The organism is Enterobacter mori LMG 25706 (assembly GCF_000211415.1).
Classification (GTDB): domain Bacteria; phylum Pseudomonadota; class Gammaproteobacteria; order Enterobacterales; family Enterobacteriaceae; genus Enterobacter; species Enterobacter mori.
On record NZ_GL890775.1, the window covers coordinates 40,653 to 55,096 of the forward strand.

Below are 14,444 nucleotides of genomic sequence, written 5' to 3' on the forward strand. Positions count from 1 at the left end.
AATCCAGACCTGTAGTGACGTTCCTCACTTAGCATTAAAAAAGTAAAGAATGTGCGATTTAAAAAACGACCAGAAACATCCATGAATACGATGAGTGGTAGCGGATTGTTTATGCTGAAAATACAAGCGCTGGCAATATCTTAGTGTATGAGTTAAGCATCAGGCACACAATAAGGATAAGTAACCACTCGCTTAGGAATAATTTACATCCCGGCAGGTAAATGTCTGTTTCCTGCGTATTACTATTCAACTGGCAAGTCTTGAAATGGGAACGCCAAGTTTATTCTCTATACGTATTTTCATGGCATAGATATTTTTTACGTTAGTCGCATTTTTCATGGCAATTTTTTTCGGCAGTTGTCCCTTATACAATTCAGCAAAAAGTGCATATTCATTTGCACTTAACTTTGCCTTTTTCTCCGAGGGGCGTGTGATCTTGCCCATAAAAGATTGGTTAATCTTGGTTTTGATATCTTCTGTCACATCATCATGAAAAATGACCGCGCTGATGACCGTTTCGCTCGTGTCGTTGTAAAACCAGTAGTGCGCGATAGCGGCCATTTTTTTATCCGTGATTAAAATCAATCTGGAGTTTTTGAACTGACTTAACCAGTTGTTTGTTAAGAAGTAATTTATGTTTTTATAGTTAAAGTCAATAACCACAATAGGCTGTGAAATTACTTTTGAATTAATATTGCTAAAATACTGCAGCAGTCCCTCAATCAGGAATGAGTTATTCTCTGGCCAAATGTAAAATTCTACACCGGTACACTCTACATTCTTTTTTGTTTGTACAGATGTATAGTCGCATTTATTCACGCATCCATAGCAGCGCATTGCGTTGTCGTGGTGTTCAATATTATTAATAATCACTCTATCCATTAAGTTAAACGCAGTGCGTCCATATTATAAATATTAAATTTGATATAATATATCAACATTCATCTTAAAATTGCATTACGGATGAAAACGGGTAGCAGTAAGATTACTCGCGGTCGTACCAGGAATTTTCGACAGCGAGTATTTTACTGCATGATGCCATGCCAGCCGTTTTTTTCAGTATACGTCAGCTTGCGAGTCGCGTAATTGACACACCCAGCTTGCGTTCGATTCTGTTTTTCATCGCATAGGTGTTCTTGACACTGGTTCCGTTTCGGTAGGCGATTTTCTTGGGCGTCCATCCGTTGAAAAGAAACGCAAACAGACTGTATTCATTCTGGCTCAGTTTTGGCCTGCTGCCTGCGGGCTTAATCGTTTTCGCGAGGAAGGTTTTCTGCAGTTTTGTTGCCACCTCCTCGGCCGTGTCGTCGTAAAAGATCACCGAGCTTATCGTCGTGTCGGACGTGTCGTTGTAAAACCAGTAATGGGCAATGGCGGTCATCTTCTTATCGGTGACAAGAATCAGTCTCATGTTCTTGAACTGATCCAGCCAGTTGTCTGACAGGAAGTAATTGATGTTTTTATGGCTAAAATCAATAATCACCACAGGCTGAGTAATGTATTTATCATTTACGTCAGTGAAATAATGACGAATGCCTTCAACAAGAAAGCTATTATTGTCAGGCCAGATGTAATACTCAAGACCCGTGCACTCTTTAATTTCATGCAGTGCGGAATTGTCAAAATGACATTTTTTATCACAACCATAGCAATGCATAGATGGCGTATGACAGACGGGCAGTCTATCAGTGGAAGATAAATAGATTGGGTTGTTAGTCGCACTGTACATATTTTACCTCACACGCACTGAATCGATACATTAATAATGAGAAGATGTTTGGCGAAATTGCTTTCGTTCTTTAGGAATAATCATACAGACCACCAGGTAAAATTCTTAATTAAATAATATGAATTGTCACGCTGGCACTCTTATTAAGAATTAAATGATTAAAAAACAGTTGCTTGCAAGATTTCTTAAATGAAAATGTGACATGTGAAATGTTTATTTGGCGTTGTGGTTGTTGTCGTTTTGTTGATTTTTGATGATGCGCTCTTTACGTCGTGGAATGTATATTGAGATATCGGGAATATCGACCGTTACGTCCCCGGACTTTATTAACTAAAGTAATCAGAGTTAATCGTTTAAATATCTAAAATGGTCTGTTGGCAAAAATAAAAAAATAGAATAATGACAAGCGTATTTTAATGGTCGGGATCGGCGAAAGAAGATTGTGAAGATATCAATAATGAGAACGCTCGCCCCCAGGTTTGAGGGATCCCCACAAAATAATGCCGGCAAAGACGACTCCCTCTCCCTTGAGGGAGAGGGCTGGGGTGAGGGGGAACATACGGCTGTGGGGTTATTCTGTTCACTTTAAGTTCCTCGCTACTAAAAATTACTGGGGATCCCTCAACCCCCAGGGGGCACAGTTGCGCATATGACATAATCATTGGTTAACATATCAAAAACAATTTAGGTGCATAATATTAACAATTGATCGTTTTTGGTGCATGTATCGCACTATTATTGTGCATTTCCTGGCATGTACGTGTGTTGGCGTGTGTCTGTGCCCGACCGAATAGATTAAAATAATATATTAAAAATCATCGCCTTAATTTTACCCCTGTCATTTATATTTGAACCAATGGCGAATTGGTTCGTTTATTGCTTAATCATTAGCACGATAAGTAGCACGTCATATCAATAACTTATCGTTAATAAAAATAAAGTCATGATGAAAGCGAGCGAACCAATATGGAAAAACCGTCACGGTTTCTGGCCAATTCCAGCACCGCGCTTGAGCAACTGCGCGGGCTAATCAACCAGCACGAGTCAACACCAGGCATTCCGCTGCCCACGGAACGTGAGCTGTCGGATACTCTCGGCGTAGGGCGACGTGAAGTCCGTCGTGCGCTGGACGTGCTGGAAGAAGAGGGGCGTATCTGGCGAAAGCAGGGGAAAGGGACCTTTATTGGCCCGGCAGCCCCTGTTGAACCGCTGGCCCTTCAGGGATTGGTTCAGCAGACTAACCTGCTGGAAGTGATGGAAGCTCGTCTACAGCTTGAACCCGGCTTAGCCCGGCTTGCGGCACTGCGTGCCACCAGGGAAAACCTCGCGCTCATGCAGCGCATGCTGGAACGCATTGATAAGGTCAGCCCGGATGACCGCGATCTCAACGAACTGTGGGATAGCGCCTTTCATCGCGCCATTGCCGAAGCCGCAGGCAACCGCCTGATGCTCGGGCTTTTTGATGCGATTGATGCCGTCCGCCGGGAACCCGGCTGGCAGCATCTGCGTGAACTTGCCCGTACGCCTGAACGTGTCGACAGCTACAACGACCACCATCACAAGATCATGTCCGCGATTATCCATCGTCAGCCTAATGAAGCAGCCGCCGCGATGCGCGAGCACCTGCTCAGCCTGCAGGCCGCGCTGATTCAGGCGATCCACCTTGAGGACGATTTCACGCTATGACGACCATACCCTTTAAGGACGCCACGCCCGTATTGCGGCTGAATAATCTCAACGTCAGGTTTTCCGGCTCGCCGGTGAGCGTGCTTGACGGCATTTCCCTGACGGTCAAAGCGGGCGAAACGCTGGCGCTGGTGGGGGAGTCCGGCTGCGGAAAAAGTATCACCTCATTAGCGCTGATGGGGTTACTGCCCGCCAGCGCGCAGATTGTCAGCGGTGAGATGCAGTTTCGCCGTCATGACCTGCGCAAGCTCTCGCCGCGGGAATATGCCGATCTGCGCGGCAGCGAGCTGGCGATGATTTTCCAGGAGCCCATGACCTCGCTCAATCCGGCGTTTACGCTGGGCGATCAGCTCAGCGAAGCGGTCATACGCCACCAGAACGTTTCGCGCGCCGAGGCGATGAAGGTCGCGCTGCAGATCCTCGAGAAGGTGCAGATCCCGGCGGCAGAGATGCGCCTCAGAGCCTATCCGCATCAGCTCTCCGGCGGCATGCGCCAGCGGGTGATGATTGCGATGGCGCTGATCAACCACCCTAAACTGCTGATTGCTGATGAGCCCACCACCGCGCTCGACGTCACCATTCAGGCGCAAATCCTCGCCTTGCTCAACACCCTGAAAGCGGAAACCGGCACGGCGGTGTTGATGATCACCCACGATTTAGGCGTGGTGGCGGAAGTCGCCCAGCAGGTCGCGGTGATGTATGCCGGCCAGGTGGTGGAGCAGGGCAGCGTCGAGGCAATATTCGCCGACCCGCAGCATCCGTACACCATCGGCCTGATGGGCTCGATTCCTTCTCTCGGGGCGCGTAAAGGGCAACTCTCCACCATTCCCGGCGCGGTACCGCTGCCGGAATCCATGCCTGAAGGCTGCCGTTTCGCAACGCGCTGCCCGTTTGCTCAGACGCGCTGCCACGCTGAAAAACCGCAGCTTACTACGCTCGGCGCGGGCCATCAGGTTGCCTGCTTCCGCGTGCCGCTCGAACAGCACATTGCCCTGGGAGAAATCGCATGACCATCCCCATTCTTGAAGCCCGCGACCTGAGTAAACGCTTCCCCGGTCCGAAAAAGCTCTTTACCCCGGCACGCTTTGTCACGGCGGTCGATCGCGTCTCACTTTCGGTGATGCCGGGCGAAACGCTGGCGATTGTCGGCGAGTCCGGCTCCGGGAAATCTACCCTCGGACGTCTGCTGCTGCGCCTGCTGGCCGCCAGCGAAGGGCGCGTGTTTTATCAGGGGGAAGAGATCACCGACGCCTCCGGTGCCCGTCTTAACCAGCTCCGGCGCGAGCTGCAGATTATCTTTCAGGATCCCTTCGCCTCGCTGAACCCGCGCATGACGGTGGAGCAGATTGTCGGTGAGCCGCTGTGGCTGCATCAGAACATGAAAAAAGCGGACCGCCAGTACCGCGTCGCCGAACTGCTTAAAACCGTTGGTCTGCCTGCCGCCTGGGCCGGGCGTTACCCGCACGAGTTTTCCGGCGGCCAGCGCCAGCGCATCGGCATTGCGCGTGCGCTGGCCTCGGGACCGAAGCTGCTGCTGGGCGATGAGCCGGTATCCGCGCTGGACGTCTCCGTTCAGGCGCAGGTGGTCAACCTGCTGGAAAGCCTGAAGCACCAGCTGGGGCTGACGATGGTGATTGTCGCCCACGGTCTGGCGGTGATCCGCCATATGAGCGATCGCGTGGCGGTCATGTACCTTGGGCAAATCGTTGAGCTTGCCACCGTCGATGAGATTTTTGACGCACCGCTGCACCCCTATACCCAGGCGCTGATTGCCTCTGCACCGCAGATGCAGCCGGGCGTTGAGCGCGATGCGCCGCTGCTGCAGGGGGATCTGCCCAACCCGGCCAGTCCGCCGTCCGGCTGCCGTTTCCACGCCCGCTGCCCGTACGTTACCGATGAATGCCGCCAGGTCGAGCCGATTAATCAGGTACTCGACGGCGGACGTCAGGTTGCCTGCCACCGCTGGCAGGAAATTAACCGCGATCGCAGCGTTATCCAGATTGCTCCGCCATCCGCCGCTTTCCTGCGCCGCCGCGCGCTGTTTGAACACGCGGCCACTCACTCGTCCCTTCCTTCAAGGAACTCATGATAATGACAATGCGTAATTCTCTTTTGACCGTACTGGGAAGTGTTATGTTGCTTGGCGCGGCGCTGCCCGCCCATTCTGAAAGCGTGCTGCGAATCGGTCTGGGCGCTGACCCGGACATGCTCGACCCGCATCTGGCGCGCACCTACTATGGCCGCTTCGTCTTTGCCTCTCTCTGCGACAGGCTGGTGGACGTGGATGAAAACCTGAAGGTTGTCCCCGGTCTGGCTAAAGACTGGGCGTGGAGCGAGGACGGTAAAACCCTGACGCTCAATCTGCGCGACGGCGTGACCTTCCACGACGGTGAGAAATTCGATGCCGCCGCCGCAAAATACAATCTCGACCGCGCCCTGACCCTGAAAGGCTCCCTGCGTAAAAGCGAGATCTCCTCCGTTGAATCGGTCGAGGTCACCGGCCCGATGCAGATTGCGCTGCACCTGAAAACGCCGGATGCCGCGCTGCTGATGCAGCTCACCGACCGCGCCGGGGCAATGATGGCACCTGAAGCGGCGAAAAAGCCTGACTTTGCCGCCCACCCGGTCTGCTCCGGCCCGTATAAATTCGACAGCCGTGTGTCCCAGGACCGCATCGTTCTGACCCGCTTCGACAACTACTGGAACAAAGGCGTTTACCACTTCGACAAAATTATCTATCTGCCGATCCCGGATGCCTCCGTGCGCCTCGCGAACCTCCGCGCGGGCGATCTTGATCTGACCGAAGGCATCGCCGCCAGCGACGTTAAAACCGTCGAAGCCGACAGCAAGCTGGCGCTGGCGAAGGTGACCGGTCTGGGCTATCAGGGCATCACCTTCAATATCAACAACGGCAAGGTACCGGCGAACGATCCGTTCAAGGACGCTCGCGTGCGCGAGGCGTTTTCTCAGGCCATCGACCGCGCTGCGTTAAACCAGGTGGTCTTTGAGGGGCTCTACACCCCGGCCAACCAGGCGTTTTCACCGGTCAGCCCGTATCACGTTAACCTGCCGGTCCCGCCGCGTGACGTCGACAAAGCCAAAGCGCTGCTGAAAGCGGCAGGCATCACCGCGCCGCTGACCGTCAACCTGCTGGTGCCAAACAACCCAACCTCGCAGCAGGTGGGTCAGGTATTGCAGGCGATGGTCGCCGAGGCCGGTTTCACCCTGAACCTGCAGATGACCGAATTTGCCACGCTGCTGGATCGCCAGCAGAGCGGTGACTATCAGCTGAGCTTCTCCGGCTGGTCGGGACGCCCGGATCCGGACGGCAGCATCTACGGCTTTATCAACAGCAAAGGCACGCTTAACGACGGCCGCTACAGCAACGCGCAGGTTGATGAATGGCTGACCCAGGCGCGCCAGAGCCCCGACCAGGCCGCACGCCAGCCGCTGTACGACAAGGTGGTGAAGCAGCTCCAGACTGATATGCCGATTGCCTACCTCTACTTCGAGCCGCGCATTTTTGGCCTGAACAAAAGCGTGCAGGGCTTTAAGCCGTACCCGGACGGCATCGTGCGTCTGGCCGGTTTGACGCTGGCGAAATAAACGTCCTGAGGAGAACCCATGCTGGAACTGATTTGCAAACGTCTGCTGCTGGCCGTCCCGACGCTATTGCTGGTGAGCATGATGGTGTTCGGGCTGCAAAAGCTGCTGCCCGGCGACCCGCTGATCGCCATGGCCGGGGAGGAGCGCGATCCGGCCGTCATCGCCCAGCTGCGCGCGGAGCTGAACCTCGATGCGCCGATCCCCGTGCAGTATTTCCACTGGCTGACGCGGGCGCTGCAGGGCGATCTGGGCGTCTCCTTACGCACGCACGAACCGGTGACGCAGCTGATCGCCAGCAAGCTGCCGGTTACGCTAGAGCTGTCGCTGCTGGCGATGATTATCGCGCTGGTGTTTGGCATCAGCATGGGGATCCTTGCGGCGGTGAACAAAAACAGCTGGGTCGATCACGGGGCGAACTTCGTGGCGATCTCGGGGATCTCGATCCCGCACTTCTGGCTGGGGATCCTGCTGATTCTGGTCTTTTCGGTGAACCTGCAGTGGCTGCCTGCCTCCGGCTATGTGCCGTTCAGTGAAGATCCGCTCCAGAACCTGCGCACGCTGCTGCTGCCCGCGTCCGTGCTCGGAACGGGGCTCGCGGCAACGCTGATGCGCCACACCCGCGCCTCGATGATTGCGGTACTGAAGGCGGACTACATTCGCACCGCGCGGGCGAAAGGGCTGCTGCCGAAGGCGGTGATCCTGAAGCACGCGTTCCGCAACGCGCTGGTGCCGGTGATCACCCTCACCACGCTGCTGTTCGGCGAGCTGCTGGGCGGCGCGGTGCTGACCGAGCAGGTCTTCACCATTCCGGGCTTCGGCAAGATGATCGTCGACTCGGTATTTAACCGTGACTACGCGGTGGTGCAGGGCGTGGTGTTGATCGTGGCGATTGGCTTCCTGATGCTCAACCTGCTGGCCGACGTGCTCTACGTCCTTATCAACCCGAAAATGCGAGGTTAACCATGGCGGAACTGACAACGCAAACCGTTGCCCCCGCGCTGCCGCGCGCGCAGAACCGGGTGCTGAAGAAATTCCTCGGCAATAAAAGCGCGGTGATTGGCGCGGTGGTAGTGGGGTTCTTTGTGCTGGTGGCGCTGCTGGCACCGTGGATCGCCCCGTTCGACCCGGTTAAAGCCAACTTCCTGGCGGTGCGCAAAGCGCCGTCGGCGATGTACTGGTTCGGCACCGACGAGCTGGGGCGCGACATTTTATCCCGCATTATCTGGGGGGCGCGCACCTCGCTGATGGCGGGCTGTATGTCGGTGGTGATTGCGGTGGTTATCGGCGTGCCGCTGGGGCTGGTGGCGGGCTACTTCCAGAAGATGTGGGACGGGGTGATCTCGCGCTTTATCGAGGCGCTGCTGGCCTGTCCGTTCCTGATCATGGCGATCGCGCTGGGGGCATTTTTGGGCCCGAGCCTGACCAACGCGATGATCGCCATCGGTCTTTCGGCGATGCCGATCTTCGCCCGCCTGACGCGCGGCCAGGTGATCGCCATTCGCAACGAAGAGTACATCGACGGCGCGCGGGCGATTGGCCTGCCGGATCGCTGGATCATCATTAAATACGTCCTGCCAAACGTGATGTCACCGATCCTGGTGCAGGCCACGCTGGCGATTGCCACGGCGATTATCGCCGAAGCCAGCCTGTCGTTTTTAGGACTGGGACAGCAGCCGCCCAATCCGTCCTGGGGGTCCATGCTCAACACCGCGAAAGGGTTTCTTGAGCAGGCGCCGTGGATGTCCGTGTTCCCCGGCGTGGCGATTTTCCTTGCCGTGCAGGGCTTTAATTTACTCGGCGACGGGCTGCGCGATGCGCTCGATCCGCGCCACGACTAAGGAGTCATGATGACCAAAGCGCTTGATTTTACGTCCAGTTACGCTTCACGACGCCCGCCGATGCTGGGCCATAACGCGGTTGCGACATCGCAGCCGCTGGCGGCACAGGCAGGCATGAAGATGCTGCAGCTGGGCGGGAATGCCGTCGATGCGGCCATTGCCACCGCGATGGCGCTGACGGTGGTTGAGCCGACCGGCAACGGGATCGGCAGCGACGCCTTTGCCATCGTCTGGGACGGTGAAAAGCTGCACGGTCTGAACGCGTCCGGTCGTTCGCCTGCGAGCTGGCATGCGGATCTGTTTGCCGGTAAAACCGCGGTGCCGGAAATCGGCTGGGACGCGGTGACCGTGCCGGGTGCGGTATCCGGCTGGGTCGCACTGGCGGAACGCTTCGGCACGCTGCCGCTGACCACGCTGGCGCAGCCCGCCATTGACTATGCGCGCAACGGTTTCCCGGTCTCCCCGCTGATTGGTCATCTCTGGCAGCGCGGCTATAACAAGCTGAAAGATCAGCCGGGCTTCAGCGCCTGCTTCGCGCCGGAAGGCCGCGCCCCGCGCGTGGGGGAAATCTTCCGTAACCCGGCGCAGGCGAACTCGCTGGAGCTGATTGCTAAAACCAACGGCGACGCCTTTTACCGCGGCGAGCTGGCGCAGAAAATCGCCGCCTTTGCTAAAGAACACGGCGCGCATCTGACCGAAGAGGACCTGGCAAACCATCGCGTGGACTGGGTTGAGCTGCTGTCGCGCGACTTCGCGGGCGGTTCGGTGCAGGAGCTGCCGCCAAACGGCCAGGGGATCGCCACGCTGATTGCGCTCGGCATTCTTGAGCAGTGCGGCATTGAGAAGCATCATCCGGATTCCGTGCAGTCTCTTCATCTCTCCATCGAGGCGATGAAGCTGGCGCTGGCGGATCTCGACCGCTACGTGGCGGATGAAGAACACATGGCGTTCGCGGCGAAAGAGCTGCTGAGCGACCATTATCTGAAGTCGCGCGCCGCGCTTATCGACCACGATAAAGCCTCTGATTTTGTCTACGGCTCCCCGACGCAGAGCGGCACGGTCTACATCAGCACTGCCGACGCCAGCGGGATGATGGTCTCGTTTATTCAGTCCAACTATATGGGCTTTGGATCAGGCATTGTGGTGCCGGACACAGGGATCAGCCTGCAAAACCGGGGCTGCGGGTTTGTGCTGGATCCACATCACCCGAACGCGCTGGCGGGCAGCAAGCGCCCGTTCCACACCATCATTCCAGGCTTTGCGATGGACGGCAACGGCCAGCCGCTGATGTCCTTTGGCGTGATGGGCGGCCCTATGCAGGCGCAGGGGCACATGCAGATGGCGCTGCGCATTATGCTGCACGGACAAAACCCGCAGGCGGCGATTGACGCCCCGCGCTGGCGCGTGGTGCAGGGCAGGGAGGTGATCGTTGAATCAACGTTCGATCGCAATACGATTGCCGCGCTGCGCGAACGCGGGCATCAGATCGTGGTGGAAGATCCGCTGCAGGATTACAACTTTGGCGGGGCGCAGGTGATCTATCGCCTGCCGGAAGGGCACTACGTGGCCGCGACGGAAAGCCGTAAAGACGGGCAGGCGTTGGTGAGTTAATGTTTTATCCTCCCTCTCCCTTTGGGGTGAGAGTTCCCCACAAAATAATGCCTGCACGGACGACCCCCTCTCCCTTGAGGGAGAGGGCTGGGGTGAGGGGGAACATACGGCTGTGGTGGTCATTCCGTTCACTTTATGTTCCTTGCTACTCTGTAACGACATGACCGGTGAACGTGCCAGGGTGGCTCAATCGCCACCACCCTGGCTACCCGGGCTCCCGGCGGTAAATCGCCGCTTCGCGGTTCCCTCAGCTTATTCCTTCAGGCTATCGGGTCGGGCATGAGCCTGCATCCCTGCAGGCCACGCCCTCTCGGCGCATCCCTGCGCCTCGCCCCGGCCTTACGGAAACGCCTCGGCGATTTACAGCCGGACCAGGGCATCGCTGTAAGCTATCCATTTTCCTGAAGCAACATTCACCGCTTCCGGTTAAAAAAATTACCGGGGATCCCTCAACCCTTTGGGAGAGGGGCGGGGTGAGGGGAAAATTTCAACCAATGCTAAACGGATCCGCATCCTGCCATGCCGGAAACTTCTCCCGGTACTCCTTCAGCGCCGTCAACGACAGCTCCGCATCAATACGCGTCGCCTGGTGCGGCTCGGCGGTAGCGATAATCTCACCCTGCGGATTCACCACCCGGCTGTCGCCGCGGTAGTGATGCCCGTTGCCGTCCGTTCCCACGCGGTTACAGCCCACCACGTACGCCTGGTTCTCAATCGCGCGCGCCGCCAGCAGTGTCTGCCAGTGCAGGGAGCGGGGCGCAGGCCAGTTGGCGACATACAGCGCCAGGTCGTAATCGTTACGGTTGCGCGACCACACCGGGAAGCGCAGGTCGTAGCAGACCAGCGGCAAAATACGCCAGCCGCGCCACTCGAACACCACGCGTTCGTTACCCGCTTCATAGTGATGGTGCTCATCCGCCATACGGAACAGGTGGCGTTTGTCATAAAAATGCACTTTCCCTTCCGGCTCAACCAGCAGGAAGCGGTTCACCGGTCCGCGTTCGGTTTGTAGCGCGGCGCTACCGGCAATGAGCGCGTTGGTCTCCTGCGCTTTGGTCTGCATCCAGGCGACCACCTCGTCCTGCGGCATCGACTGTTTCGCCGCTTCCATGGCAAAACCCGTAGTGAACATCTCCGGCAGGACAATCACATCACGCCCGGTAATCTCTTCCAGTTGACGATCAAAGTGGCGCAGGTTGGCGGGGCCATCCATCCACACTAAAGGTTGCTGCAAAATCGAAATCTTCAAACCAGGCACGATACAGACTCCTCAAAAGACCGCTTTTTGACACTGTAGCACGTCATTACGAGAAAATGTGGCAATAAAAAACCCCGCGCGAGGCGGGGTTTATACAAGCGAAACGCGTTATGCCGCTTCAGGTTTGCGGTGCTTCTCCGGGAGCTTTACCGGCTGCGTCGCCAGCTCGTCCGGTTCGAAATCATCCACGTTAATACTGCGCAGACGGCTCTCTTCGGCTTTTACCAGCAGAGCGGCTTCATCTTTATTGATAATGCCACCGGCAAGCGCCTGTTTTGCCAGTTCGTCCAGACGGGTAAACGGCAGGTTTTTGCCCAGCTGTTTACAGATCTTCTGGTGAATCGGATCGGCGGCCATCACGTCCCGCAGCGCCTCTTCCAGCAGTCCCACCGGGTTATGCGGCGTCGGCTCAAGATACTGACCACGACCGATACGGGAGCGGGTTGCGCTCGGTACCTGCAGGATCTTCGCCACCTTGTGGTCCAGCTTGTCGGACGGTGCCAGATGGTGACGACCGGTCGGGAAGATCACCGCGCGCAGGGCACCCGCCACGAAGCGGTTCGGGAAGTTCGCCAGCAGGTCGTCAATCGCCTGTTCAGCCTGATACATCGCATCCTGCACGCCCCAGTGCACCAGCGGCAGATCTGCTTCCTGACGGCCTTCGTCGTCGTAGCGCTTCAGGACCGCCGAGGCCAGGAAGATCTGGCTCAGCACATCACCCAGACGGGCGGAGATACGTTCGCGACGCTTCAGGCTTCCGCCCAGCACCGCCATGGAGACGTCAGACAGCAGAGCCAGGTTGGCACTCAGTCGGTTCAGATGCTGGTAGTAACGTTTGGTCGCATCGCCGGTCGGCGTCGCGCTGGTGAGGCCGCGCGTCAGGCCCAGCCAGAAGCTGCGCACCTTGTTGCTGCCCACGTGACCGATATGTTTGAACAGCAGCTTATCGAAGGCATCCACGTCGTTGTTCTGCGCAGCGGCCATCTCTTCCAGCACGTACGGATGGCAGCGAATTGCGCCCTGACCGAAGATCATCATGCTGCGGGTCAGGATGTTTGCCCCTTCCACGGTAATGGCAATCGGTGCGCCCTGATAGCCGCGCGCCAGGAAGTTGCCTTCGCCGAGCATAATGCCTTTACCGCCTGCAATATCCATCGCGTCAATGATCGACTGCTGCGCGCGGTGGGTACAGTGGTACTTCACAACCGCGGACAGCACGGCCGGTTTTTCCCCCAGCATAATGCCGTAGGTAATCAGAGAAGCAGCGGCATCCATCACGTAGGCATTGCCCGCGATACGCGCCAGCGGTTCTTCGATACCTTCCATCTTGCCGATGGAGATTTTGAACTGACGGCGGATGTGCGCGTACGCACCAATCCCCATCGCGACCGACTTCAGACCGCCGGTTGAGTTCGACGGCAGGGTAATGCCGCGGCCCACTGACAGACATCCCACCAGCATACGCCAGCCCTGACCGGCCATTTTCGGACCGCCGATGATGTAGTCAATCGGTACGAAGATATCCTGGCCGCGGGTTGGACCGTTCTGGAACGGCACGTTCAGCGGGAAGTGACGACGACCAATTTCAACGCCTGGGGTAGAGGTTGGGATCAGCGCACAGGTAATGCCCAGATCTTCATCGCCGCCCAGCAGTTTTTCCGGGTCAGAGAGCTTAAAGGCCAGACCCAGTACGGTGGCGATAGGCGCCAGGGTGATATAACGCTTGTTCCAGGTCAGGCGCATGCCCAGCACCTGTTCGCCCTGCCATTCGCCCATGCAGACCACGCCGGTATCCGGGATCGCGCCTGCATCGGAGCCCGCTTCCGGGCTGGTCAGCGCGAAGCAAGGGATTTCCTGACCGCGTGCCAGACGCGGCAGGTAGTGATCTTTCTGCTCTTCAGTACCGTAGTGCTGCAGCAGTTCGCCCGGGCCTAAGGAGTTAGGCACGCCAACGGTAATCGCCAGGATCCCGGAAACGCCCGCCAGCTTTTGCAGGACGCGAGCCTGAGCGTAAGCGGAGAACTCCAGACCGCCGTACTCTTTCTTGATGATCATCGCGAAGAAGCGATGTTCTTTCAGATATGCCCACAGCTCTGGCGGCAGATCGGCCATTTCATGGGTGATGGCAAAATCGTTTGCCATGCGGCACGCTTCTTCCACCGGGCCGTCAATAAAGGCCTGCTCTTCAGCGGTCAGACGCGGCTGCGGATAGTTGTGCAGCTTTTTCCAGTCCGGGTTGCCCTGGAACAGATCGCCTTCCCACCAGGTGGTGCCCGCATCAATCGCTTCTTTCTCAGTGCGTGACATTGGCGGCATCACTTTGCGGAAGCCTTTAAACACCGGCGCGGAGATCATCGACTTACGCATCGGTGCCAGGTTAAACGGCAGAAGAATGATGGCGAGAGGGACTAAAAGCCAGATATTCCAGAGACCTGCGACGCCAAGCGCAGCCGTCCAGGCCAGAAGAATCAGGCTGCTCAGGAATAAACTTACGCGGTGATAGAACAGCACACCGAGCAGTACAACGGTTGCGAGAATGCTCAAAATCATCATAAAGAAAAGCTCCCTTGCTTGTAGGAGGTCTGACCACTTGTGATGATATGGTTGTAGTTGATGTAAATTCCTTTAGCAATGTGTTTACAAAATAATTACAACCTGGTTCACATTGTTCGCGTTTTCGTCGGCACGAAAAAACAAAACGCCGGACGATTCGCAT

General features: G+C 56.7%; 11 protein-coding genes. 7 read left to right on the plus strand and 4 right to left on the minus strand.

Going from position 1 to position 14,444, the window contains the following annotated elements; all coding sequences use genetic code 11:
- Positions 1 to 246 precede the first annotated feature (246 nt).
- Positions 247 to 873 (minus strand): hypothetical protein, encoded by a 627-nt coding sequence (locus ENTMO_RS0105255; protein ID WP_010427868.1) that lies wholly within the window; start codon positions 871 to 873, stop codon positions 247 to 249.
- A gap of 193 nt (positions 874 to 1,066) precedes the next feature.
- On the minus strand, positions 1,067 to 1,729 hold the full coding sequence (locus ENTMO_RS0105260; RefSeq protein ID WP_108415648.1) for a helix-turn-helix transcriptional regulator: 663 nt from the start codon (positions 1,727 to 1,729) through the stop codon (positions 1,067 to 1,069).
- A gap of 966 nt (positions 1,730 to 2,695) precedes the next feature.
- Between ENTMO_RS0105260 and ENTMO_RS0105265 the strand changes: the two genes are divergently transcribed.
- From ENTMO_RS0105265 to ENTMO_RS0105295, 7 genes are read left to right on the plus strand one after another with little or no spacing between them, the layout of a single operon-like run.
- Entirely contained in the window at positions 2,696 to 3,415 is a 720-nt protein-coding gene (locus ENTMO_RS0105265) for a FadR/GntR family transcriptional regulator (protein WP_010427872.1), read from the plus strand.
- The gene (locus ENTMO_RS0105270; protein ID WP_010427874.1) at positions 3,412 to 4,425 is read left to right on the plus strand and encodes an ABC transporter ATP-binding protein; all 1,014 of its coding nucleotides are present in this window, start codon (positions 3,412 to 3,414) and stop codon (positions 4,423 to 4,425) included. The genes ENTMO_RS0105265 and ENTMO_RS0105270 overlap by 4 nt, the downstream gene beginning before the upstream one ends.
- Positions 4,422 to 5,504: an ABC transporter ATP-binding protein gene (locus ENTMO_RS0105275; protein ID WP_010427876.1), complete on the plus strand. Its 1,083-nt coding sequence runs from the start codon at positions 4,422 to 4,424 to the stop codon at positions 5,502 to 5,504. Before ENTMO_RS0105270 ends, ENTMO_RS0105275 begins: the two co-directional genes overlap by 4 nt.
- A gap of 2 nt (positions 5,505 to 5,506) precedes the next feature.
- Positions 5,507 to 7,021 carry an ABC transporter substrate-binding protein gene (locus ENTMO_RS0105280; protein ID WP_010427878.1) on the plus strand — a complete coding sequence of 505 codons (1,515 nt, stop codon included), beginning with the start codon at positions 5,507 to 5,509 and terminating at the stop codon, positions 7,019 to 7,021.
- Positions 7,022 to 7,039: 18 nt separating this feature from the next.
- Complete coding sequence (locus ENTMO_RS0105285) at positions 7,040 to 7,981, plus strand: ABC transporter permease (RefSeq protein ID WP_008500268.1); 942 nt, start codon at positions 7,040 to 7,042, stop codon at positions 7,979 to 7,981.
- 2 nt (positions 7,982 to 7,983) lie between these two features.
- Complete coding sequence (locus ENTMO_RS0105290; protein ID WP_010427880.1) at positions 7,984 to 8,859, plus strand: ABC transporter permease; 876 nt, start codon at positions 7,984 to 7,986, stop codon at positions 8,857 to 8,859.
- A gap of 9 nt (positions 8,860 to 8,868) precedes the next feature.
- Complete coding sequence (locus ENTMO_RS0105295; RefSeq protein WP_010427881.1) at positions 8,869 to 10,470, plus strand: gamma-glutamyltransferase family protein; 1,602 nt, start codon at positions 8,869 to 8,871, stop codon at positions 10,468 to 10,470.
- A 487-nt stretch (positions 10,471 to 10,957) separates the two neighbouring features.
- Here the strand turns inward: ENTMO_RS0105295 and ENTMO_RS0105300 are convergent, their stop codons facing one another.
- Both ENTMO_RS0105300 and fadE read right to left on the minus strand, forming a co-directional pair.
- The gene (locus ENTMO_RS0105300; RefSeq protein ID WP_010427882.1) at positions 10,958 to 11,728 is read right to left on the minus strand and encodes an amidohydrolase; all 771 of its coding nucleotides are present in this window, start codon (positions 11,726 to 11,728) and stop codon (positions 10,958 to 10,960) included.
- A gap of 108 nt (positions 11,729 to 11,836) precedes the next feature.
- Complete coding sequence (gene fadE, locus ENTMO_RS0105305; protein WP_010427883.1) at positions 11,837 to 14,281, minus strand: acyl-CoA dehydrogenase FadE; 2,445 nt, start codon at positions 14,279 to 14,281, stop codon at positions 11,837 to 11,839.
- Positions 14,282 to 14,444: the final 163 nt, after the last annotated feature.